This is a genomic window from Micromonospora sp. DT228, assembly GCF_049841595.1.
Taxonomy (GTDB): domain Bacteria; phylum Actinomycetota; class Actinomycetes; order Mycobacteriales; family Micromonosporaceae; genus Micromonospora.
Map to the genome: position 1 here is coordinate 176,879 of NZ_JBNCKO010000010.1, position 22,554 is coordinate 199,432.

Consider the following 22,554-nt stretch of genomic DNA (forward strand, 5'->3'; position numbering starts at 1 on the left):
CACAACCCGGCCAACGTTAGTGGACACAGCACTAGCTGGCGAAGTCGACGCCGCTGAGGGAGACGCCGCGGTGCGCGGCGAGGTGTTCGGCCTGCGCGGTGATGGCCTTGCGGGCGGCGTCCGACAGCCGGTGCCAGGGCTGGACGGTGACCGTCATCGTGCGGCCGGACTTGCGGGGACGCCAGGCGCCGACCAGGTCGCCGTCGACCAGGACGCCGCCGGGGCGACCCAACACCGGCCACATCTGCTTGGCGTGGGCGGCGTCCGGCGCCAGCGTCGCCCGGTCCTTGGCCTGGAGGAAGAGGTCGAACGGGCCGAGCAGGCGGGTGCCGCGGCCGTCGGCCGACTCCAGCGCCTCCTCGTCGTCGGCCAGCAGCGAGCGCGCCTCGCCGTCGACCGTCACCTCGATCACGTCGTCGGGCCAGTGTGCCTTCACGTCCTTCACCGGGGCGTCGAGATAGTCCGCCACGTGCTTCGGTGTGGCCGGGCCGAGCAGGCGGAGATAGGCGCGGACGAGGTCGAAGCGATCGCCCGGCGCGGCGGCCCTCCGGAACCCGGCGATGCGCCGCAGGACCGGGGGCGAGGTGCCGAGCTGCAACTCCAGCCCGGCCCGCGCGGCGGCGAGCCGGAAGGGCATCTCGTAGACGTGCGTGGCGTCGCACGGCCGGCAGAACCGCAGGTACGGCTCGGGCAGCACCGCGGCCAGGCGGCCGGAGACGTCTCCCTTGACCGTCGGCGTGGTGACGATGGCCCGCATGCGGGCGGCCACCTCGTCCAGGGCGGCGAGGTTGTCGATGCCGGCGGCCTTCAACGGCTTGGCGGCGTCGTAGATGCGCTTGCCCGCGTCGGCGTCGGAGAAGGGTTCGACCGCGGCCACCACGTTGCCGACGTCGGCCCGGCGGTAGAGGTGGGGAGCGCCGCGCACGGTCCACAGCACGATCACCTCCGTGTCGGACAACGCGGTCACGTCGACGCCGCGCGCGGCCAGCGCCCACCGGGCGCCGTCCGGGCCGGTGTTCTGCACTCCGATGTCCAGGATGGCGGTGTCGGCGAGCGTGCCCTGAGCCCGGTCGAGTTGCTGGGCGCGGACGCGGAAGTTGAGCACCTGGCGTCGGTCGACCATTCCCGCACCCTAGACGAGTAGGCCCGGACGGCCCGGGAGCCGCGTCGGTCCGCAAGAGTGACATTACGCAGAGCGTTGACTCTGTCGCGTACAGCAATGATACTGCCCTGAGTGCGCAGTCGCGAACATTTCGGCTGCGCGAATCGGTTGGTAATGCGCACGCCCCTTGCGCGATGAGATATCGTCGGGCTTTCTGGCCGACCGAGGCCGTCCGACTCGACGGCCGTCCGACGTGAGGGGTATGCATGTGCGGGATCGCCGCAGCGCTGCCGGACTATGACTGCGACCTGGCAGCGGTTTCCGATCGGCAACTGCTGGACGTGCTGCCGGAACTGCCGCACGTCGACCTGACCGCCGACCGGCCCAGCGGAATGGACCTGCACCCCGCGTTCGACGGTCTGGTCAAGGAACTCGCGGCCGCGTTGGATCTGTACACCGCGCCCACCGCTGTGCACCGGTTGGCGTGCGAGAAGAGCCTGCGCGAGGCCGTCGTGGCGCGGACGTCGGCGCTGGACTCGTGGCTCACCGTCGCCGAGCGCGCACTCGACGACCCCGGCGCCGGCTGGGACGCCGACCTCCTGGAGCAGGTCCAGCAGCGCGCGGTGGCCGCTCGGGACCTGCTCTGGTCGATCGAGCAGGACAGGATCGGCGCCGCGGTGCGGATCGCCGAGCTCGCGCGGCAACAGATGATCACCCTGAACCAGGCGCGCAGCTACCTCGCCGTCGACGCGGTTCTGGACGCGATCGATCGGCTGGAGGTGCGCGGCCGGGACTCGGCGGGCATCCAGGTGTGGGTCACGCTCGATGACGCCGACCTCGCGCGGGTGCCGGCCACGCTGCGGGACCGGGTGGACGGCGAGTTCCGCCACTGCGCGGCGGCGCAGTTCCGGGGCGGCATCTCACTCGTGTACAAGCGCGCCTCGGTCATCGGCCGGCTCGGTGACAACGTCGCGTACCTGCGCGCGGCGATGACCGCCGACGACGACCTGCACACAGTCCTCGATCTGCCCAGCGCCCGCGTCGTGATCGTCGCGCACACCCGCTGGGCCAGCGTCGGCCGGATCAGCGAGGCCAACGCCCACCCGCTGGACAGCACCACGCCGGCCGGCGACGATCCGTGCTTCGCGATCGCCGCTCTCAACGGCGACATCGACAACCACGTCGCGCTGCGCGACCAGTTGAACCTGCCGGCCTCGTCCACCGGAATCAGCACCGACGCCAAGCTGATCCCGGTGATGCTCGCCCAGCAGATGGCCGCCGGTCACTCGCCCGAACAGGCGATGGCCGCCTCCGCGCGCAACTATCACGGTTCGTTCGCGATCGCGGCACAGGGCGACCTCGCCGCCGACCAACTGATGCTCGTCGTCAAGGGCAGCGGCCAGGGCCTGTACGTCGGGTTCGCCCTCGGCTGCTTCCTGGTCGCCAGTGAGGTGTACGGCCTGGTCGGCTGGACCGATCGGTACCTGCGGTTGGACGGCAGGCACTCCGACGACGGTGAGGTCGGCACGGTGGTCGTCCTCGACCGGAAGCACGCCGGTACCCTCGCCGGCCTGCGCCGGACGACGATGCGCGGCCGGTCCCTGCCGGTCACCGAGGCGGACATCGCCACCGCGGAGATCACCACACGGGATGTCGCGCGCGGCGAGTTCGACCACTACCTGGTGAAGGAGATCACCGAGGCGCCGTCCTCGTTCCGCAAGAGCCTGCGGGGTCGCATCGCCGACGACGGCCAGCGGCTCTCCGTCGCGCTCGGCGAATCCGCACTGCCGCAGAGCATCCGGGAGCGCTTCGTCGACCGGGACATCCGCGAGATCCTCTTCGTCGGTCAGGGCACGGCCGCGGTCGCCTGCGAGGGCATCGCCAAGGTGGCCGACGATCTGCTGCACCCGCACATCACCGTTGCCGCGATGCCGGCCACCGAGCTGTCCGCCTGGAAGCTGCGGGCGGACATGTCGTCGGTCTGTGTCGTCGCGGTCAGCCAGTCCGGCTCGACCACCGACACGAACCGCGCCATCGACATGGCCCGCGCGCGGGGCGCCGCCGTGCTGGCCATCGTCAACCGCCGGGACAGCGATCTGAGCCACAAGGCCGACGGTGTGCTGTACACGTCGGACGGCCGCGACGTGGAGATGGCGGTCGCCTCGACGAAGGCGTTCTACTCGCAGGCGGCCACCGGTACGCTGCTCGCGCTGCAGATCGCGAGGCTGTGCGACCTGCTCTCGCCGGAGCTGGAAGACCTGATGCTGCACGCGTTGCAGGAGATGCCGCAACAGCTGCAGACGCTGCGCGACCTCGGCCCGAGGATGGCCGAGATCGCGCAGGTGGCGATCCGGCACCCGCACTGGGCGGTGGTCGGCTCCGGCCCGAACCGCGTCGCGGCCGACGAGACCCGCATCAAACTCTCCGAGCTGTGCTACAAGACCGTCTCCACCGACGCCGTCGAGGACAAGAAGCACGTCGACCTGTCGGCGGAGGCGTTCGTCCTGGTCTGCGCGGCCGGCACCCCGCCGGGGCAGCTGCGCGACCTCACCAAAGAGGTCGACATCTTCGCCGCCCACCGCAACCAACCGGTAGTCATCGTCGACGAGGGCATCGAGCTGCCGTGGGCTACCGACTGGGTGATCCGGGTGCCGGCGGCGCACCCCGCCTTCGCCTGGATCCTCAGCACGGCTGCCGGGCACCTCTTCTCCTACCACGCCGCCCGGGCGATCGACGCTACCGCCGATCCGCTGCGCGAGGCGCTCGCGGGGCTGGAGGCGTCGGTCGACGCCGGTCGCGTCGCGCGTGACGAGCTGGACGCCGCGTGTGGCGGCATCCACCAGTTCCTCGCCGAGGCGGCCCAGGGCAGCGTTCGCGGCGTTCTTCCCAGCGACGTCGCGCTGCGACTGCACCAGGCCGCGTCGCTGCTGCGGCACGGCGCAGCGGTCGTGCCGGAGCTGCCGGTAGCGGTCGCCGATCCGGTCGACTTCGTGCGTACCCAGCTCACGGCCTCCGCCGACGAGCTGACGCGCTCGATCGACTCGGTCAAGCACCAGGCGAAGACGGTGACCGTCGGCACCTCGCGGGGCGACTCCGACCTGCTGGACAACGCGCTCGCCACGGCCGTCGTCGAGGCCGGTGGCGATCTGTCCGTGCTGAGCTATCCCGTCCTGCTGGCGCTCCGCGCGTTCGCCCGGGTGACCGGGGGCGTCACCGGCACGATCCGGTACCAGCTCAGTCAGTCGCCGGGCCACGCCACCCTGCGCGTTCTGCGCAAGACCGGCGTCGCCGAGGACCTGGCCAGCCGCGCGGACAGCGGTGCCGAGCTGAGCGGCTCGAAGCAGCTCGCCGTCGCCTCGCGCATGGTGCGGCTGGTCCGCGGCGTACGCGACGGCCGGCTGGTGCTCATGGTGCCGGAGCAGACCGGGGCGCGCGTGCACTCGCTCACGCTCGCGCACGTGACACTTGTCGAGCGGGCCGAGCCCGCGCACCTGACCGAGGTGCTCGAGCTGACCGGCACGCGACTGGCGGAGATCAGGGCTGCGGTCACCGAGACCGACACGCCGTTCGCCGTGGAGAGCCTCACGCAGGTGCCGGTGGAGACGGTTCTTCTGGGTTCGGTGGACGACGTGGTCCGGCTCCTGAGCCGGTAGCCGGTCGATGGGTTTCGCGGTGCTGCCGGCGGCTGTGTCGCCGGCAGCACCGCTCGCCAGCCCTCCGCGCCGCGGGCTGACACGTGCGGTGCGCGACGCTGCCCAGTGCGGTCCCCCTTGACCTTGACACGGTGACAAGGTCTTCGGTGGGGTCGAGGAGGTGGTCTCGATGACCGGACCGGAAAAGGACGCGAACACCATGCGGGCGCTCCGGGCGTTGGAAAGCGGCGACTCGTCGGTACGGCTGCGCGCGGCGCTGGCGGTCGGCACAGCCCCGGACCCGCGGTTCGTCGACATGCTCGTCGAACGATGCGCGATCGAGCCCGAGTTCTTCGTACGCGAGATGGTCACCTGGGCGCTGATCCGCCACCCACCCGCACTGACCGTCGCGAAGCTCACCGACCAACTCCGCTCGGAGCGGGCGCAGGCCCGGAGCCAGGCGTTGCACACGTTGTCCAAGATCGGCGATCGGCGGGCCTGGCCGGCGATGACACGGGCGCTCCTGACCGACCCGGACGAGGAGGTGGCGCGAAGCGCCTGGCGAGCCGCGGTCGCCCTGGTGCCTCCGGGTGACGAGCCTGAGTTGGCCGAGGTGTTGGCGACGCAGCTCGGGCGCGGCACGCGGGACACGCGGTTGAGCCTCAGCCGGGCGTTCGTCGCGCTCGGTGCGGTGGCGATGCCGATCCTGCGCGTCGCGATGCAGGCTCCCGACCCACAGGTACGCGCGCACGCGATCGCGACGGAACGGCTGGCGCGGGACCCGGATGTGGGTGTCGAGTCCTCGATCGAGGAGGCGAAGCGTGTGCTGGCCCTCGGCGCGATCGGCGAGAAGGGATGATGCGCAGGTGTTGATCGGTGACGTGGCGCGCCGGTCCGGGGTCAGCGCCCGCATGCTCCGGCACTACGACTCGCTCGGCCTGGTCCGGCCGACCGGCCGTAGCGGCGCCGGCTACCGGGAGTACTCCGACGAGGACATCCGGCTGATCTTCCAGGTCGAGAGCCTGCGGTCCCTGGGCCTGTCGCTGCGTGACGTCCGGCGGGCGCTCGACGATCCCGGCTTCACCCCCTCCGGCCTCGTCGACGACCTGATCCAGCGGACACGACAGCGCATCGCGGATGAGCGGGACCTGCTCACCCGACTGCGTCGGATCGCTGCCGCCGACCCCGCCGACTGGGAGGACGTGCTCCAGGTCGTCGCGCTCCTGCAGGCCCTGGACTCACCGAGCGCGGGCAGGCGTCAGCGCGCGGCCCTGTCCTCGGCCGACGGGGCTCCGGTGCCCGTGGAGGCGCTCGTCGAGGCGGCGCTCGACGAGACCGACCCGAACGTCGCCGGAGCCCTGCGATGGGCGCTGGCGCAGTCGGGGGACGACGGTCTGGCGCTGCTCGCGGACGGCCTACGCTCACCACGGGCCGAGGTACGCGAGCGTGCCGTCCGGACCATCGCCGAGATCCCGCACGACGCGGCGACCGACGTGCTGCGCGACGCCCTCGCGAACTCCGACGTCGTGGTCCGCGGGCACGCGGCGCTGGCGCTCGGGGCGCGGCGGGTGGCGGACGCGGTCCCGATGCTTGTCGACATGGTCGTCGAGGCCACGAAGGACGCCGAGGCAGCCGACGTGTTGGGCGTGCTGGCGACCGAACCCGAGGTGGCGGCACTGATCGCCACCAGGCTCGTCGGCTGCCTCGCCCGGGGGACCGTGGCGTCGTCGGCGCGTCGGCGACTGACCGAGGCGCTGGCGGACATCCCGGGTGACACCGCGGCACGGGCCCTGGTGGACCTGTCCCGAGACGACGACCGCGCCGTCGCGCTGACGGCGACATCCATCCTCACGCTCCGCGGTGGGGCCGGAAAGCCCCGCACCGGGATCGGAGTGCCGCGCGACGGGATCGGGCCGGGCACGATGCCGGACGACCCCCTCGCCTGAGCGAGAGGGTCGTCCGGTGGCAACTGGGGGGACGCGCCGGTCAGCCGCCGGCGAACGTGACCTCGGTGCCGCACTTGGCGTTCTGGTTGAGGCAGGACCTCACCAGGGCGCCGAGGCGTGCCGGCTCCCAGGCGTTCATGAAGTCGCCGTGCATGGAGGACGGCTTGCCGGAGGAGAGCGTGAGACCGTCACCGCCCAGCGACTGGTAGTTGACCATGAAGGACAGGTCCGGCACGGCCACCGGGTACTTGCCGGTGCAGACGCCGTTCACCGGGTCACCCATGTGCGACTTGTGGTCGGGGGAGTCGATGTTCTTGCCGTCCCAGCAGTCCTTGAACACCAGCTGGAAGATCAGGTTGCCGCCGGGTGCGCAGACCGGCCAGTTGCCGTCGGCGCTGCGGCCGACCTCGGCGCTGCCGGCACACCAGAACTGGTTGCTGCCGGCGTTCTTCGGGGTGTCCACCTGCCGCTTGGCGTCGCCTTCGACGACCCGCAGGCCCGGCGGGAAGGGCTTGACCGTCGACGGGTCCTTGACCCGCGAGCCGTAGTAGACGCGCATGCTCTTGATCGGGACCGGCTGGCCGTCCTTGCGCAGCTCCGGGGTCCAGTAGGCGCTGTTGTCACCCGGGGCGTTGCAGTTGGTCGTCGCGGAGAGCAGCTTGTCGGTCGTGGTGAAGGCGTCGATCTTCGGACCGAAGAAGGTGTGCATGTGCGAGGCGCCCGGCAGGGCGGGCACGACGATCGGGTCGTCCGGCGCCGAGTTGGCGACCTCGCAGTCGGTGTGGAACTCGGGCACCCGGGTGGTCCCCGGTGGCACCGCCTTCGGCGTGAGGGCGTCGAAGGCGGCCAGTTCCCTGCTCCACCGGGCCTGGTCGACCGGGACCCAACCGCCGGCGGGTGCGCTCGGCGGGACGGACGTGGAGGCGGACGCCGACGGGGTGGGGCTCGGCGCGGACGATGCGGTGGGCGTCGGCGAGGCGCTCGCCGGCGCGCTCGGCGACGAGCCCGCCGCGGGGCCGAACGTGAACCAGTTCAGGTTCACGAAGTCCGCCGTCGAGGTGCTCTTCAGGACGGCGAAGACGGTCTGCGGGCCGGCCGGCACGGCGGACGCCTTCGCCGTGACCGTCGTCCACTTCTGCCAGCCGCCGGTCTGCGCGATCGGGAAGGTGGCGAGCAGGTGACCGTCCGGCGCGGCGAGGTGCAGCTCGACGGTGCCGCCGGTGGCGTTGTGCGAGGAGACCCGGGCCGTGAGGTTGGCCCCGGTGATCGACACGCCGTCGTAGCGCAGCCAGTCGCCGCTGGCCAGCCAGCCGACGTTCCGGCCGCCGTCGGCATCGCCGGTGTCCTCGGTCTGCGCCCCGGAGTGTGCCGCGAAGGCCTCGGCCTGGATTCGGCCGGGCACGGAGACCTCTTCGGCCTGGGCGCCGGCGATGTAGATGCCGCTGGCGCCCAGTGCGGCCACGACGGCGGCGGCGAGCGAGATGCGGGTGCGGCGGCGACGCTTTCGCGCCCGGTCCGCCGGTGCGACGTGCGCGGGGGTGGTCCGCATTACCAGTGTTGTCCTTTGCGTCGGCGACAAAGCTTTTGACGAAAGGAATTATGGGCGTACGCAGAGCTGACAACAACTCGCGGAAGAAGAATTAAGAACAGTGCTCGGAAGGTCTCCTGGTCGCCGTCTTCGCCGTGCCGGATAACGGTTTTTCGGTCGCGCAGTCTTAAGTCTTCGTTAAGTGTCCGAGGTGCTGGGCGCGTGTCTCCGGCGATTGCAAGATTACATTTTTTGGAGAAAAGTTTGTTCCGATTCGCCGTGGTGGGCCGCGTGGCGTCGCTGGTGGGGGAGCGGTGCCGTGGAGCCGTCGCGCAGCGGACGCGACACGCCGGGCGCCGGGCTATCGGAGCGGCCGACGGTTGACCGTGACCCTAAGCGATGTCTCGTAACGTGGTGAAGGCGTTGCCTGCTAACGGTTGGCGGATCAGCCGGCCACAAGCAACTGAGCAGCACGTCACCACGACCAGGTGCAACACTGTTTCGGTGATTACGGTCGGAACCGTCCGGGAATGGCACACCGACGACGGTTGGGGAGTCCTCGACTCCGACGCCACCCCCGGCGGATGCTGGGCCCACTTCAGCAACGTCCTGATGAGCGGTTACCGCTTCCTCAGCCCAGGTCAACCGGTCTCGTTCGAGTTCGAGACCGGCTGGCAGGACGGATACGACTATCGGGCCCTCGCCGTCTGGACCGGCAACGACCGCCCACCGGCACCCGTCCCTCAGCAACCGTCAGCGGCCTACAGCAGCATCCTGCGCCTGGAGTTCGATGCACCGACAGAGGGCGACACTCCGAACCGTGCAGATCAACCGCAGTAGGACTTGCCTGGAGTTTTCACAGCTCGGCGCGCTACACCCGCTCGTCTGAACGCTGCAGGAGTTACGAGACGTCCCTTAAGGTTGGTCGGGGCGGTGCCGGGCGAAGGCGTCGGCCATGCCCCAGCGGCCCGGGATGTCCAGCAGCGCGACCCGTCCGAAGGCCGACGGCAGCGAGGGGTCGACGGCCAGGTGGTCCTCGTGCGGGTTGAGGCCGAGCATGGTGCGCAGGAGCAGGATTGACGCTCCGCTGGACCAGGCCTGTGGGCTGCCGGCGGTGGGATACCGGACCGGGTAGCGGGTGGTGTTGCGGTCGAACCCGCCGAAGGCCTCGGGCAGCCGACCATCGAAGAAGGTGGCGGCGGACAGGATGCTCTCCGCGATGCGGCCCGCCTCGCTGGCGAACCCGTACCGGCGCAGACCCCAGGCGATGAACGAGTTGTCGAACGGCCAGACCGTGCCGTTGTGGTAGCCGAGGGGGTTGTAGCGGCGCTGCCCCTCGGCGAAGGTCCGCACGCCCCAACCGGAGAAGAGCGCCCGGCCCATCAGGTGTTCGACGACCTGCGGGGCCCGCTCCGGCGGCACGATGCCGCTCCACAGCAGATGCCCGATGTTCGACGACAGGCTGTCGACGGGTGTGCCGTCGTGGTCCAGCGCGAGGGCGTAGTAGCCGCGGTCGGCCAGCCAGAAGTCCCGGTTGAACCGGTCGTACAGCGCCGCCGCGTCGCGTTCCAGCCGCTCGGCGTAGTCGGGGTCACCCCAGACGGTACGGGCCAGCCGAGCCCCGCGGATCTTCGCGTCGTAGGCGTACCCCTGGGTTTCGCAGGTGGCCCTCGGGAAGCCCGGCAGCCTCCCGTCGGCGTAGGAGATGCTGTCCCAGGAGTCCTTCCAGCACTGGTTCTCCAGGCCGGTGGCGCGGTTGCGTCGCTCGTACCAGACGTAGCCGGTGGACGTGAGGTCCGCGTAGTTGTCGATCCACGCCAGGGCGGCGCGAGCCTCCTGCTCCAACTCCCGCACCAACGCGGTGTCGCCGCTCCACCGCTCGTACTCGTCGAGCAGCACCACGAACAGTGGTGAGGCGTCCACGGTGCCGTAGTAGGGGGAGTGCGGCTGTTCCTCGAACGCGGCCGACTCCCCGTAGCGCAGCTCGTGCAGGATCCGGCCGGGATCCTCCTCCAGCACGTCGTCGGTGCGGACGCCCTGCAGGGAGGCGAGGATCCGCAACGTGGGCGGGGTCAACGACGGGGTGACGGGCAGGGTCTGCAGGCAGGTCAGCAGGCTGTCGCGGCCGAACAGGGTCATGAACCAGGGCAACCCGGCGGCGGGTACGGCCGCGCCGCTGAGCGAGAGCGGGGCGAAGCGCAGCGCCGCCAGGTCCACCAGGCTGCGGTGGTACACCTGCTGCAGCGCGGCGCTCTCGGTGTCCAGGGTCGGGGCCGCCGCGACCCAGGCCCGCAGGCTGGTGGGCAGCGTGGAGTCGTCGGGCCGCTGGGCCCGCAGCGCGGAGCGCAGGTCGACGCCGTCGGGACGCAGCGCCAGCATGGCGACCTGCAACCGCGTCGACCACTGTTGTCCGGGGCCCAGTCGGATCGTGAAGCGCAGGCCGTCCGGGTCGAACTCGGCGGGCTCACTCGCCGACAGGACGACCTCACGTCGGTAGGTGCCGCGCCGGTAGCCCAGGCGCAACTCGTCGGGGCCCACGTGTGTGTAGTGCGTGCCGGTCTTCGCGCCGATGTCGAACTTGATCTCGAAGATGTCGGCGAAGTCGGCCGCCACCTCCAGCCGGATGTCGAGATCCCGGTCCTGCTCGCCGTAGTTGAAGATCGTCAGGGACTCGGTCAGGTCCGGACCGATGCGCCGGCGCCGGATGGCCGACACGTCGGCCTGCACGTAGTCGACCGCCGCGCCCGGCACCACGAAGAACGTGACCTCGTAGTACTGGCTGTCGTCCACCGACAGGGCGGTCATGCACTCGCCGTTGACGAAGAGCATCCAGCGGGACAGGAAGCGGGTGTCGGCGGCGAACAGCCCGACCGGCGTGGCGGGGGACGAGTCGACGTCACCGCTGGCGTCGGACACCATGAAGGTGTTCCCGTCGATACACGACACGGTGTCCGCGATGTCCCTCATCGGCTACGTCCCACTGGCCGGGCCGCCCCTCTGCAACGGCCCCGGCTCACGCGGAAACAGCCGTCCGAGCCGCAACGCCAGGCCGAGGTCGCCGTCGACCATGATCTCGCCCCGGGTGATCGCCGCCAGGCCGTTCACCTCACCGCGCGCCATCGCCTCCGCGACAGGCGCCGAGACCGTGATCACGGTGGTGGCGGGGTCGGCGCCGCGCCGCACCCGCATCCGGCCATGGTCGATCTCCAGGAGCCACTGCTCCAGGTCGCCGCCGTCCCCGATGTCGAACCGCACGGTCCCGCACACCTTGCTGAACCGCGGATCCTGGCCGGCGACGGTCAACCGCTCGAAAAAGGCACTTGTCGCCGTCATCCCACCTCCCCGGGTGCTTGTAGAAGCGGATGCCGGCTACCCGGTGCGGCCCGCCGTTAACTCCCGGCGGCCCGTCTCGTTCGGGTCATCCCAGGTCGAAGTCCACCACCGTCGGCGTCCGCCGGACCCGCACCGCTGTCGCGGTGTCGAAGCCCGCCGCGTCCCGGTGCCACGTCGGCTGGGCGTACGTGCAGTCGCAGCGCAGCTTCACCCGCTGCCCGGGGAGCAGGCGCAGGGCATAACCGTCGCCCACGTCCGCCACGCCGGCCAGGTCCCCGGTGGTCGCGTCGAAGGCGACCACCTGGCCGTAGGTGAGCAGCTCGTCGACCCTTACCGCCCCGGTGAGCGGTGTTCCGGCGGGCAGCGCCTGATTCAGCGTCGCCGTCTGCTGGGCGCGCACGCGCACCGGCCGCGCCTGCGGCCGACCACCCACCCCACCGGACCACACCGTGGCCAGCCCGGCGGCGGCGAACTGCACCGGCCAGTGGTACGGGCCGAGACCGGTGATCGTGTAGCGGCCGTTGTCGTCGGTGGTCGGGCCGTGGTCGTCGTACTTCGGGTGCGGCACGTAGGGCACCACCATCACCAGCGCACCGCGGATCGGCGCGCCCGTCGCCGCGTTGGTCACCACTCCGACGACGGTGCCCGGCGGGTCGAGCCGGATGGTCGGCGCGCTGGTCACCACGCCGGGCCGCACCTGAATCACCTGTGCCCGCTCGCGTTCACCGGTGCCGCCGTGCCGGCCGACCCACTGCATGCCGTACGCCGTCGCGTCGTAGGCGCTCACCAGCAGCCGGTACCTGCCCGGGGCGACGTCGCCGGTCACCAGGTTGCCCTGCTCGTCGGCGCAGCCCCCGTACCGCCCGTCTTGGTCCTCGCCGAGGCCGACCGCCGACAACGCCGCGGCGTCCACCGGGACGAGCGCGGCGCAGGCCCGAGGCACCGGAGTGCCGGTCGCCGCGTCGCGTACCACGGTGCGGACCATGCCGGGCGCGGGCGGCACCGACCCGGGGGTACGCGCGGCGGCCGGTTCGGCGGCCCCGACGACGAGCAGTGCGACGGCGACGGCGGCGGTCAGGTGGCGCGGGAGCGAGCGGCGCATGGGGGTCGTCCTCTCGGTGGCGCGACGGATTGCGCCGACGGTATCGGCCTGTCAGTGATCCAAATCGGTCAATGTCGCCATGTCGACTGTTGCGGGACGCGCGCTGCCCGGAACGGACCTTCTGCCGCGAACCAGGCGCGGGAGCCGCGTTCAGGACATAGCGTCAGGGCGGCGGCTGCGCCGCTGCGCCGGTCCGCCGCCGGCCACGCCGACCGGAGGGGGACCGGACATGGACCGGGTCGACAGTGTGCTCCTGCCGGAGCTGGACGGACCCGTGCCGGCGACGCTGCCGAGCGCGCTCGGCCTGCTGAGCCTGGCCCTGGGCGTCGGCGCCCTGGTCGCGCCCGGCCGCCTCGCGCGACTGGCCGGGGTGGACGACTCCCCGGCCGCGCGCGCGGTGCTCCCGGCCGTCGGGGTGCGGGAGTTGGGCAGCGCCGCCGGCCTGCTCGGCGGTCGTCGCCCGGCGGGCTGGGCGTGGAGCCGGGTGGCCAGCGACGCCATGGACCTGACCCTGCTCGTCCGCGCCCTCGCCGACCGCAGCGGTGAGCGACGACGCCGCGTCGCCCTGACCACAGTCGCGATCGCCGGCATCGCGGCCGTCGACGTGCTCTCCGCCGTACGGATCAGCCGAGCGCGACGCGCACGGGCGCGGATGATCCGGATGGAGATCGCGGTGACCGTGAACCGGTCACCGGCCGAGGCGTACCGGTTCTGGCGCGACGTGGAGAACCTGCCCCGGTTCATGACGCACCTGGAGTCGGTGCGCGCCGACGACCTGCGCCGCTCGCACTGGGTCGCTCGCGGCCCGGCCGGCCATCGCGTCGAGTGGGACGCCGAGATCATCCACGACCAGCCGAACACGTCGATCACCTGGCGATCGCTGGCGGGGACCGGGGTGCCCAACGCCGGCCGGGTCCGCTTCGTGCCCGCGCCCGGCGACCGGGGCACCGAGGTCCGGGTGGAGTTGCGCTACGCGCCGCCGGCCGGCGCGCTCGGCCGGGCGGTGGCGAAGCTCTTCGGCGAGGAACCCGAGCAGCAGGTCCGTGACGACCTGCGCCGGTTCAAGCAGGTGCTGGAGACCGGCGAGGTGGTCCGCTCCGAGGGCAGCCCCAACGGCATCTCCGTACGCCAGCAGGCCATGCAGCGTCCCGCCCAGCCGCTGCCGCCGTCGCGCCGATGACCGCCCGCTTCGAAAGGGACCGAGGATGAAGGCCACCGCCTGGATGGGCACCGACACGGTCAAGGTCATCGACGTGCCCGACCCGAAGATCATGAACGCCCGGGACGCGATCGTCCGGATCAGCACCACCGCGATCTGCGGCTCCGACCTGCACCTCTACCACGGCTATATCCCCGCGATGCGCAAGGGCGACATCCTCGGTCACGAGTTCATGGGTGAGGTGGTCGAGGTCGGCCCGCAGGTGCGCAACCTCAAGCCCGGCGACCGGGTGGTGGTGCCCTTCCCGATCGCCTGCGGGCACTGCTCGTCGTGCCAACGCGGCCTCTACTCGGTCTGCGAGAACTCCAACCCGAACGCCGGCATCGCCGAGAAGATCATGGGCCACTCGCCGGCCGGCATCTTCGGCTACTCCCACCTCCTCGGCGGGTACGCCGGCGGCCAGGCCGAGTACGCCCGGGTGCCGTTCGCCGACATCGGCCCGCTCAAGGTGCCCGACGAGGTCCGCGACGACCAGGCGGTCATGCTCGCCGACGTGTTCCCCACCGGCTACATGGGCGCCGAGATGTGCGACATCAAACCCGGACAGGTGATCGCCGTCTGGGGCGCCGGGCCGGTCGGACTGCTCGCCGCGGCCAGCGCCCGGTTGCTCGGCGCGGAACGGGTGATCGTCATCGACCGGTACCCGTACCGGCTGCGGCTCGCCGAGGAGCACGTCGACGCCGAGACGATCAACTACGAGGAGGCGGACGTGTTGGACACCCTCAACGAGCTGACCGCCGGCCGGGGGCCCGACGCGTGCATCGACGCGGTCGGCCTGGAGGGCCACCACGGCAACGCCGCCATGTACGCGTACGACCGGGTGAAGCAGGCCGCCCGGGTCGAGACGGAGCGGCCGTTCGCGCTGCGCCAGGCGATCCTCGCCTGCCGCTCGGGTGGGGTGGTCTCGGTCGTCGGCGCGTACGGCGGCTTCGTCGACAAGTTCCCCATGGGCGCGTTCATGAACCGGTCGCTCGTCATGCGGACCGGTCAGTGTCACGTCCAGCGCTACACCCGGCCGCTGCTGGAGCGGATCCAGCGTGGCGAGATCGACCCGAGCTTCATCGTCAGCCACCGGATGCCGCTGCGCGACGCCCCGAAGGGCTACAAGATCTTCCAGAAGAAGCAGGACGACTGTACGAAGGTGCTGCTCACGGTCTGACCGACACGCGGGGACCACCGGCTAACGCGGCCGGACCCCGGGCTCCACCGTCAGGGTCCCCGCCTCGGCGTCGATCGTGGCCCGCGCGCCGAGCGGCACGGTGAGCTGCCCGTTGCCGTGCCCCAGGCGCAGACCACCCAGGACCGGCACGCCAAGGTCGTACAGGCGGTCCTTGAGGACCGCCGCCGCATCCCACTCGCCGGGTTCGCCGACACTGTTGGTGATCTGGCCGATGACCACCCCGGCAACCCTGGACAGCACGCCCACCCGGCGCAGCTCGGTCAGCATCATGTCGATGCTGTACGGGGCCTCGTCCACGTCCTCGAAGAACAGGATCGCGCCGTTGAACCTCGGGGCGTCGCTCGCGCCGAGCGAGGTGGAGAGCAGGGTGAGGCAGCCGCCCAGCAGCGGCCCCGACGCCCGGCCGGGCACCAGCACGGGGGCGGCCGTCTCGGCCGGATCCCGCACGATCGTGACGGGTGCGGTCGTCATCACGGCCCGGCGCAGGGCTTCGGCCGACTCGGGGCCGGTGCGGCTGTCGCTCCAGTTGACCATCGGTCCGTAGAAGGTGGCCAGGCCAACCTCGCGCCAGAGCTTGCCGTGGATGCTGGTGATGTCACTGAAGCCGACGACCACCCGCGGATCCCGGCGCAGACCGGAGACGTCGAGATCGTCGACGATCCGCTGGGTGCCGTAACCGCCACGGGCGGCGAAGACCGCACGGATCCCCGGGTCGTTGAGCGCGGCGTTGAGGTCGGCCAGCCGCTGCGCGTCGGTGCCGGCCAGATAGCCGTACTTGGCGAAGACGTGCGCGCCCAGCTCGACCTCCAGGCCCCAACCGCGCAGGATCTCGATGCCGCGGGCCATGTTCGTGGGGTCGGGGGTGCTGCCGGGCGACACGACCCGGACCCGATCGCCGGGCGCCAGCGCCGGTGCCCGCAGCAGGCGCTTCGCGGCCTCCGGCGCGGCCTGCGCGGGTCCGGCCTCCAACCCGCCGGCGAGCACCGCGCCGCCGACGGCCGCCGCTCCCGCCCGCAGCATGTGCCGACGGGTCAGGGGCACCCGCGGGGACCGCTGCGTCGAAGCTGGGTCTGGTCCAGTAGTGGCCACCTGCATCCCCCGTCGTGATCAGACGATATGCGAGCTGCCACAGCCTACGACACTCATGTATGCCGTGCGGGGTCCACAAGGGACGCCGTCCATCGCGGTGAACCGCGGCGCCCCGGTGCCAGCGGACGGGCTTTCCGCACGGCCCGACCCGGCTCGGCTGGCAACCCGAGTGACGGGACTGGGGGCTTTCTGAGGCCGCGCCCGCCGATGGCGGGAAAGTCCGGATCCGCGCGTGACCCCGTTTGTGGCCAGGGAGCCTGGGAACTCGCCCCGTTCGTCCGCACGCAGCCCTGACGGCAGGTCGGGCAGAAGCGAAGGAGCGGGTCATGGAGTACGAGCAGATGATTTCCACGGTACGACAGCGAGCGGGCCTCGGTGAGAACGAGGCCGTGCGGTCCGTACAGGCCGTCCTGTCCGTGCTCGGTGAACGGCTCGCCGGGCAGGAGGCCGACAATCTGGCGGCACAGCTACCGGAGCGGTTGAACGGGTCGGTCACCCGCAATCCGCAGGGCCGCCGTTGGGACGTCGGCGAGTTCCTGAAGAACGTCGGGGACCGCGAACAGGTCGCGAACGCGGACCACGTGCGTCAACACGCCCAGGCGGTGTTGCGTACCGTCGCCGAGGCGCTCGACGACGACGAGCGACACGACCTGCTCGCCCAGCTTCCCGGCGGTATCACCGATCTCTTCGGTGTGCCCACCCCGCGAGGCTGAGCCCCGGCGGATCACCGGGTCGTCGAGCCCGGCGGTCGGGTCGACCCGGGGCGCCTACGGGATCGGCCACTCGTGCACCGGCCGGTTGGTGTGCATCAGGTCGACGTAGTGGCGGACCACCTCCCGTAGTGCCGCCGGCCGGTCCAGGTGGTCGGCGGACTCCAACCGGTGCAGCGTCTCCACCTGCCAGGTCGCGCCGTTGCGGCTGGTCAGGCAGCGCTGCTCGATGATGCCGAGCAGCCGGTCGCGTTCGCCCGGGTCGAGCCCCCACCGGTCCAGGCCGTGGTGTGCCATCGGCAGCAGCCGGCGCAGCACCAACTCGGTGACGGGCAGATAGCCCAGGCCGGGCCAGAAGACCTGCGCGTCGATGCCGTGCCGGGCGCAGTTGGTGAAGTTCTCCTCGGCGGCGCTGAACGACATCTGCGACCACAGTGGCCGGTCGGACTCGGCCAGGGCGCGGACCAGTCCGAAGTAGAAGGCCCCGTTGGCGATGGTGTCCAGCACGGTCGGGCCGGCGGGTAGCACCCGGTTCTCCACCCGAAGATGCGGTCGGCCACGGGACACGTCGTACACCGGGCGGTTCCACCGGTAGACGGTGCCGTTGTGCAGGCGCAGCTCGGCGAGATTGGGCACCTCACCGGCCGCGAGGGCCTGCGCCGGGTCCTCCGGGTCGCAGACCGGCAGCAGCGCCGGGAAGTAGCGCACGTTCTCCTCGAACAGGTCGAACACGCTCGTGATCCAGCGTTCGCCGAACCAGACCCGGGGTCGTACCCCCTGGGCTTTGATCTCTTCCGACCGGGTGTCGGTGGCCTGCTGGAACAGTGGGATGCGGGTCTCGCGCCACAGCTCCCGGCCGAAGAACAGCGGCGAGTTCGCGCCGACGGCGACCTGGATGCCGGCGACCGCCTGGGCGGCGTTCCAGTAGTCGGCGAACTGGGGCGGGCTGACCTGCAGGTGGAACTGGGTGCTGGTGCAGGCCGCCTCCGGGGTGATCGTGTCGGCGGTGACCGCCAGGCGTTCGACGCCGCTGATGGCGATCGGCAGATCCTCACCGCGTGCCGCGAAGATCTGCTCGTTGAGCAACGTGTAGCGGGGGTTGGCGGAGAGCGTCTCGGCGGTCAGGTGCTCGGGGCGCAGCGTCGGCAGGATCCCGATCATGACCATGTGCGCGCCGATCGCCCGCGCCTTGACCTCGGCGGCGTTCAGGCTGGCCCGGACGTACTCCTCGAAGTCCGCAGTGCCGGTGCCGGTCAGTCGCCGCGGTGGCACGTTGATCTCGACGTTGAACTGGCCCAGCTCGGTCTGGAAGCTCTCATCGGCGATGGCCGCCAGCACGTCGGCGTTGCGCATCGCCGGGTTCGACGCCTCGTCGACCAGGTTCAGCTCGATCTCCACACCGGTCATCGGCCGGTCGACGTCGAAGCGCGACTCGCGCAGCATCTCGGCGAAGACATCCAGGCAGCGGCGGACCTTGTCGCGGTAGCGGGCCCGATCCTCTCGACTGAAGGTTCGTACGCCGACGTCCTCGCCCATCGTCACCACCCTGTCACCGCTGGTTCCCCTAACCTCGCACGTCCTCGTCGGGCAGGGGAATACCTGAGGCTCCCTTCCTACCCACTGACGGGTCCGGTGATCCCTGTCCCGGTGAAAGTGGCGGCGTGCCCGCACCGCTACCATTGCCGCCCGAGAGGTGGAGGCGTGGCGATGCGCGACAAGGTGACCCGGCTGTTCGTTGCGGCGGCGATCGCCGAGGCCTGCTCCTGGCTGGCCCTGCTGATCGGCATGCTCGTCAAGTACGGGCCGCCGGAGAACGAGCTGGGTGTCAAGATCTTCGGGCCGATCCACGGCGGCCTGTTCGTCGCGTACGGCCTGCTGGTGCTCGCGGTGGCCCGCCTGCGCCGGTGGAGCCTGCTGGCCACCGTCGTGGCGCTGGCCTGCGCCGTGCCGCCGTTCGCCACCCTGGTCTTCGAGCGCTGGGCCCGCCGCCGGGGCATGCTCGCCACCGTCGCCGCCGGCCGGCCGACCCGCGACGCCGCCCCGGTCGGCTGAACCGCGCCCCCGCCCGGGCCGGCTGAACCGCGCCCCCGCCCGGGCCGGCTGAACCGCCGACCGGTCCCGAGGGCCCGCCGACTCGCCGTCAGGTCAGTGCGGAGCAGGCCGTGATGCCGGCGACCAGCAGCGCGCCCAGGAACGCCTGCAACAGCAGCGGCGGACCGAGATGCGACCAGAGCGTCGCGGTACGCGGGGTGAGCAACTGCCCGGTGGTGAGGTTGACGATCCGCTCGATGCGCGGCGGCAGCTCCGGGTCGCGTTGCGGGCGCAGGGTGAGCTGCACCTGGTCCGCCGGGTGCAGGGCGCTCTGCGGCAGGTGCCCGTGCAGCTCCACCTCGCAGAGCTGGCCGGCGGTGTCGCGCAGGCGCACCGGGACGACCAGGTACTCCGGGCCCTGTTTCAGCTCCTTCCACCGCCGGCGGGTGCCGCCACCGCCGAAGGAGAACAGCGAGCGCAGCAGCAGGGCGGGCAGGCGGGCGACCGCCGCCGCGGCGAGCACCGCCACCAGCACCGGCTGACCGATGCGGACCTCACGGGTGTAGCCGTCGAGCAGGCGTACCAACCGCCCGGTAACGATCTTCTCCGTCGGGTGCACGATCCGTCGGCTTTCGAGTCCGCTGTCCATTCCCACCACCGAGAGTCCGCTTGTGTGCACAGATCGTATCGACGTCCTGGGTTGAACGACGTGAATGAAACCTGGTCACGGGCTCACGGCTGCGAGGTGACATCCCGGGCGAGGAGGGTAAGCGGGGGGCCGAGCTGGAAAGGGGTCGAGCATGCAGCTGTCCTTCCTGCGCCCGCTCTACGACCGTCCCGGGCCGTGGTGCTCGGTGTACCTGGACGCCTCCGCCGACACGGAGGACGCCCATCCCGCGCTGGACCTGCGCTGGCGTGCCCTGGAACGTCGCCTGACCGAACAGGGCGCGGACCAGGCGAGCATCGCCGCGTTGGACCGGGTGATCCGTGGCCACGACCCGATGGTCGGGGACTACGGCCTCGCGGTCTTCGCGAGTCACGGGCGGGTGGTGCTCTCCGAGTACCTGTCCGCGCCACCACTGCGTGACCTGGCCAGTTTCGCGCCGCTGCCGCACGTGATGCCGCTGCTCGCCCAACGGGGCGAACAGGTGGCCTGGGTACGGGTGATCGCCGACCGGCTGGGCGCGGACGCGATGGCGGTCAGCGCCGGCGGGGTGCCCCGACGGGCGCACGTCGCCGGGCGGGACGAGTTTCCGCTGCGGCGGACGAAGCCCGGCGGCTGGTCCCAGTCGCGCTACCAGCGGGCCGCCATGGAGGCCTGGCACCAGAACGCCGGTGACGTCACCGCCGCGACGGTGGAGCTGGCCGACCGGGTCGGCGCGGACGTGGTGGTGGTCGCCGGTGACGTCCGGGCCACCGGAATGATCGCTGCCCAGATGCCGGAGCGCTGGCAGGACCTGGTGGTCCGTACCGATGCCGGGTCGCGGGCCGGCGGCGCCGACCAGACGATGCTCGACGACCTCACCGTGCAGACCATCGCCGAGGTCGCCGACCAGCGGATCAGCGCCGCCCTGGACCGGTTCGGGGTGCAGGAGGACGTGGGCGCCGGCCTCGACGCGGTCGTCTCGGCCCTGCAGCGCAACCAGGTCGACACGATGATCATCGTGGACGACCCGTCGGCCGACGGCGAGCTGTGGATCGGCGCGGAGCCCACCGAGATCGCCGTGGACGCGGGGCAGTTGGCCGCGATGTCGGTGGCCGAACCCCAGCGGGTACGCGCCGACGCCGCGCTGGTCCGCGCCCTGGTCGGCACCGACGCGGCACTGACCGTGCTGGGCCCGGAGGAGGCTCCCGAGCTCACCGACGGCGTCGGCGCGGTGCTGCGCTATGTCGACCCCAGCACACCGGGGCGCGGCAATGGCTGAGCGCCGCGTGGCGGATCTCGTGGTGGAGCGGCTCCTGGCCTGGCGGGTGCCCCGCGCCTTCGGCTATCCGGGCGAGGCGATCGCCCCGCTTGTCGAGGCGTTGGACCGCGCCGGCGGCGAGCCGGCGTTCGTCCCGGCCCGGCACGAGGAGACCGCCTCGTTCATGGCCACCGGGCATGCCAAGTTCACCGGCGGCATCGGGGTCTGCCTCGCCACCCAGGGGCCCAGCGCCGTCCAACTGCTCAACGGCCTCTACGACGCGAAGCTGGACAGCAAGCCGGTGGTGGCGATCGTCGGGGAGGACATCTCCGGGCCGCTCGGCGGCGCGCACCAGGAGATCGGGTTGAGTCGGCTCTTCGGCGACGTGTGCAACCAGTTCGTCCGCTATGGCCGCAACCCCGAGGACGTGGCCGCGCTGCTGGACCAGGCGTTCCGGACGGCGGCGGCGACCCGCAGCCCGACCTGTGTCGTGCTGCCCCGGGAGTTGCAGGAGACACTGGTGCCCGACGTGCAGGCGTCCGCCGTCGGAGTGGTCTCGACCACCCCCGGTGAGCCGCTGGCGCGGGTGCTGCCGCACGAGGCGGACCTCGACGCCGCCGCGCAACTGCTCGGTGGCGGCCAGCGCGTCGCGATTCTGGTGGGCCAGGGCGGGCGGGACGCGGCCACCGAGATCATCGAGGTGGCCGACCGGCTCGGCGCCGGGGTGGCCAGCTCACTGCTGGGCAAGCCGGTGCTCGACGAGCGGCTGCCGTTTCACACCGGGGTTCTCGGCGAGGTCGGCACCCCGGCCGCCGCCGAGCTGATGGGTGGCTGCGACACCCTGCTGATGGTCGGCACCAACGACCCGTGGACCGACTACTTCCCGATGCCCGAACAGGCCCGTACGGTGCAGATCGACATCGACGGCCGCCGGATCGGCACCCGCTACCCGGCCGACGTGCCGCTGGTCGGCGACGCCGCGGAGACGTTGCGGGCGTTGCTGACCCGGCTGCGTGGTCGATCCGAGCAGGGGTGGCGCGCCACCGTCGAGAGTTCGGTGGACCGGTGGCGGCAGGTCGCCGCCGAGCGGGTGGCCGCGCCCGCCGACCCGGTCAACCCGCAACTCGTCCTCCAGGAGCTGTCGGCCCGCCTGCCGAGCGTCGGGGCGGTCGCGGTCGACGTCGGCTCGGTCCTCTACTGGTACGCCCGGCACCTCACCCTGCCACCCGGGGTGAACGCGCAGCTCTGCGGCACCCTGGGCTCGATGGGCTGTGCGCTGCCGTACGCGGTGGCCGCCAAGCTCGCCGCCCCCGACCAACCGGTGATCGCGCTTGTCGGCGACGGGGCGATGCAGCTCAACGGGCTGGCCGAGCTGATCACCGTGTCGCACCACTGGCAGCGGTGGGCCGACCCTCGGCTGGTGGTGCTGGTGCTCAACAACCGGGATCAGAACGGCATGGGTGGCGGGCGGCAGCCGTCGTCCGACCCGGCCAACCGCCGCCCGGACGTGCCGTACGCCGGCTGGGCCCGCCTGCTGGGGCTGCACGGTGTGCGGGTGGACCGCCCGGAGTTGGTCGGCGCGGCCTGGGACGAGGCCCTCGCCGCGGACCGTCCCTGCGTCCTGGAGGCGGTCGTCGACCCGATGGTGTCTCTGGCGCCGCCGGAGCCGGCGTTCGCCGACCTGCGGGGCCTGTACGCCGACGGCGCTCCGGCCCGGAAGGTGCGGGAGCAGGTGGAGGTCACCGCGAACGCCGATGACCTCGTTTAACCGCTCTCGA

At 71.7% G+C, this 22,554-nt stretch carries 18 protein-coding genes; 10 read left to right on the forward strand and 8 right to left on the reverse strand.

The window, feature by feature from the left end; all coding sequences use genetic code 11:
- Positions 1-31: 31 nt before the first annotated feature.
- On the reverse strand, positions 32-1,123 hold the full coding sequence (locus ACLQ29_RS21360; protein ID WP_425773256.1) for a winged helix DNA-binding domain-containing protein: 1,092 nt from the start codon (positions 1,121-1,123) through the stop codon (positions 32-34).
- 245 nt (positions 1,124-1,368) lie between these two features.
- Here ACLQ29_RS21360 and ACLQ29_RS21365 point away from each other — a divergent pair, with 245 nt between their 5' ends.
- The 3 genes from ACLQ29_RS21365 to ACLQ29_RS21375 all read left to right on the forward strand — a co-directional run bounded on the left by ACLQ29_RS21365 (position 1,369) and on the right by ACLQ29_RS21375 (position 6,680).
- Positions 1,369-4,755, forward strand: a complete 3,387-nt coding sequence (locus ACLQ29_RS21365; RefSeq protein WP_425773257.1) for an SIS domain-containing protein — start codon at positions 1,369-1,371, stop codon at positions 4,753-4,755.
- Positions 4,756-4,924: 169 nt separating this feature from the next.
- Positions 4,925-5,593 (forward strand): HEAT repeat domain-containing protein, encoded by a 669-nt coding sequence (locus ACLQ29_RS21370; RefSeq protein ID WP_425773258.1) that lies wholly within the window; start codon positions 4,925-4,927, stop codon positions 5,591-5,593.
- A 7-nt stretch (positions 5,594-5,600) separates the two neighbouring features.
- Positions 5,601-6,680 (forward strand): MerR family transcriptional regulator, encoded by a 1,080-nt coding sequence (locus tag ACLQ29_RS21375; protein WP_425773259.1) that lies wholly within the window; start codon positions 5,601-5,603, stop codon positions 6,678-6,680.
- 40 nt (positions 6,681-6,720) lie between these two features.
- Here the strand turns inward: ACLQ29_RS21375 and ACLQ29_RS21380 are convergent, their stop codons facing one another.
- The gene (locus ACLQ29_RS21380; protein ID WP_425773260.1) at positions 6,721-8,229 is read right to left on the reverse strand and encodes a DUF1996 domain-containing protein; all 1,509 of its coding nucleotides are present in this window, start codon (positions 8,227-8,229) and stop codon (positions 6,721-6,723) included.
- A 483-nt stretch (positions 8,230-8,712) separates the two neighbouring features.
- Here ACLQ29_RS21380 and ACLQ29_RS21385 point away from each other — a divergent pair, with 483 nt between their 5' ends.
- Positions 8,713-9,048 (forward strand): cold-shock protein, encoded by a 336-nt coding sequence (locus tag ACLQ29_RS21385; protein ID WP_425773261.1) that lies wholly within the window; start codon positions 8,713-8,715, stop codon positions 9,046-9,048.
- A gap of 75 nt (positions 9,049-9,123) precedes the next feature.
- On the opposite strand, the gene ACLQ29_RS21390 is transcribed toward ACLQ29_RS21385, so the two are convergent.
- From ACLQ29_RS21390 to ACLQ29_RS21400, 3 genes are all read right to left on the reverse strand, one after another.
- Complete coding sequence (locus tag ACLQ29_RS21390; protein WP_425773262.1) at positions 9,124-11,175, reverse strand: glycogen debranching N-terminal domain-containing protein; 2,052 nt, start codon at positions 11,173-11,175, stop codon at positions 9,124-9,126.
- A gap of 3 nt (positions 11,176-11,178) precedes the next feature.
- Positions 11,179-11,541, reverse strand: a complete 363-nt coding sequence (locus tag ACLQ29_RS21395; protein ID WP_425773263.1) for an SCP2 sterol-binding domain-containing protein — start codon at positions 11,539-11,541, stop codon at positions 11,179-11,181.
- An 85-nt stretch (positions 11,542-11,626) separates the two neighbouring features.
- A complete protein-coding gene (locus ACLQ29_RS21400; RefSeq protein ID WP_425773264.1) occupies positions 11,627-12,643 on the reverse strand; it encodes a carboxypeptidase regulatory-like domain-containing protein in 1,017 nt (338 codons plus the stop codon).
- Positions 12,644-12,872: 229 nt separating this feature from the next.
- Here ACLQ29_RS21400 and ACLQ29_RS21405 point away from each other — a divergent pair, with 229 nt between their 5' ends.
- Both ACLQ29_RS21405 and ACLQ29_RS21410 read left to right on the forward strand, forming a co-directional pair.
- The gene (locus tag ACLQ29_RS21405) at positions 12,873-13,823 is read left to right on the forward strand and encodes an SRPBCC family protein (RefSeq protein WP_425773265.1); all 951 of its coding nucleotides are present in this window, start codon (positions 12,873-12,875) and stop codon (positions 13,821-13,823) included.
- A gap of 25 nt (positions 13,824-13,848) precedes the next feature.
- A complete protein-coding gene (locus ACLQ29_RS21410) occupies positions 13,849-15,021 on the forward strand; it encodes a zinc-dependent alcohol dehydrogenase (protein WP_425773266.1) in 1,173 nt (390 codons plus the stop codon).
- A gap of 21 nt (positions 15,022-15,042) precedes the next feature.
- On the opposite strand, the gene ACLQ29_RS21415 is transcribed toward ACLQ29_RS21410, so the two are convergent.
- The gene (locus tag ACLQ29_RS21415; RefSeq protein WP_425773267.1) at positions 15,043-16,083 is read right to left on the reverse strand and encodes a S66 peptidase family protein; all 1,041 of its coding nucleotides are present in this window, start codon (positions 16,081-16,083) and stop codon (positions 15,043-15,045) included.
- Positions 16,084-16,457: 374 nt separating this feature from the next.
- Between ACLQ29_RS21415 and ACLQ29_RS21420 the strand changes: the two genes are divergently transcribed.
- A complete protein-coding gene (locus tag ACLQ29_RS21420; RefSeq protein ID WP_425773268.1) occupies positions 16,458-16,844 on the forward strand; it encodes a DUF2267 domain-containing protein in 387 nt (128 codons plus the stop codon).
- A 54-nt stretch (positions 16,845-16,898) separates the two neighbouring features.
- Here ACLQ29_RS21420 and ACLQ29_RS21425 read toward each other — a convergent pair whose 3' ends face one another.
- Complete coding sequence (locus tag ACLQ29_RS21425; protein WP_425773269.1) at positions 16,899-18,377, reverse strand: glutamate--cysteine ligase; 1,479 nt, start codon at positions 18,375-18,377, stop codon at positions 16,899-16,901.
- A 171-nt stretch (positions 18,378-18,548) separates the two neighbouring features.
- On the opposite strand from ACLQ29_RS21425, the gene ACLQ29_RS21430 reads away from it, so the two are divergent.
- Positions 18,549-18,893, forward strand: a complete 345-nt coding sequence (locus ACLQ29_RS21430; protein ID WP_425773345.1) for a DUF3817 domain-containing protein — start codon at positions 18,549-18,551, stop codon at positions 18,891-18,893.
- An 88-nt stretch (positions 18,894-18,981) separates the two neighbouring features.
- Here the strand turns inward: ACLQ29_RS21430 and ACLQ29_RS21435 are convergent, their stop codons facing one another.
- Complete coding sequence (locus tag ACLQ29_RS21435; RefSeq protein WP_425773270.1) at positions 18,982-19,530, reverse strand: hypothetical protein; 549 nt, start codon at positions 19,528-19,530, stop codon at positions 18,982-18,984.
- A gap of 142 nt (positions 19,531-19,672) precedes the next feature.
- On the opposite strand from ACLQ29_RS21435, the gene ACLQ29_RS21440 reads away from it, so the two are divergent.
- Positions 19,673-20,797 (forward strand): Vms1/Ankzf1 family peptidyl-tRNA hydrolase, encoded by a 1,125-nt coding sequence (locus ACLQ29_RS21440; protein WP_425773271.1) that lies wholly within the window; start codon positions 19,673-19,675, stop codon positions 20,795-20,797.
- Positions 20,790-22,544 carry a thiamine pyrophosphate-binding protein gene (locus tag ACLQ29_RS21445; protein WP_425773272.1) on the forward strand — a complete coding sequence of 585 codons (1,755 nt, stop codon included), beginning with the start codon at positions 20,790-20,792 and terminating at the stop codon, positions 22,542-22,544. Before ACLQ29_RS21440 ends, ACLQ29_RS21445 begins: the two co-directional genes overlap by 8 nt.
- Positions 22,545-22,554 lie beyond the last annotated feature (10 nt).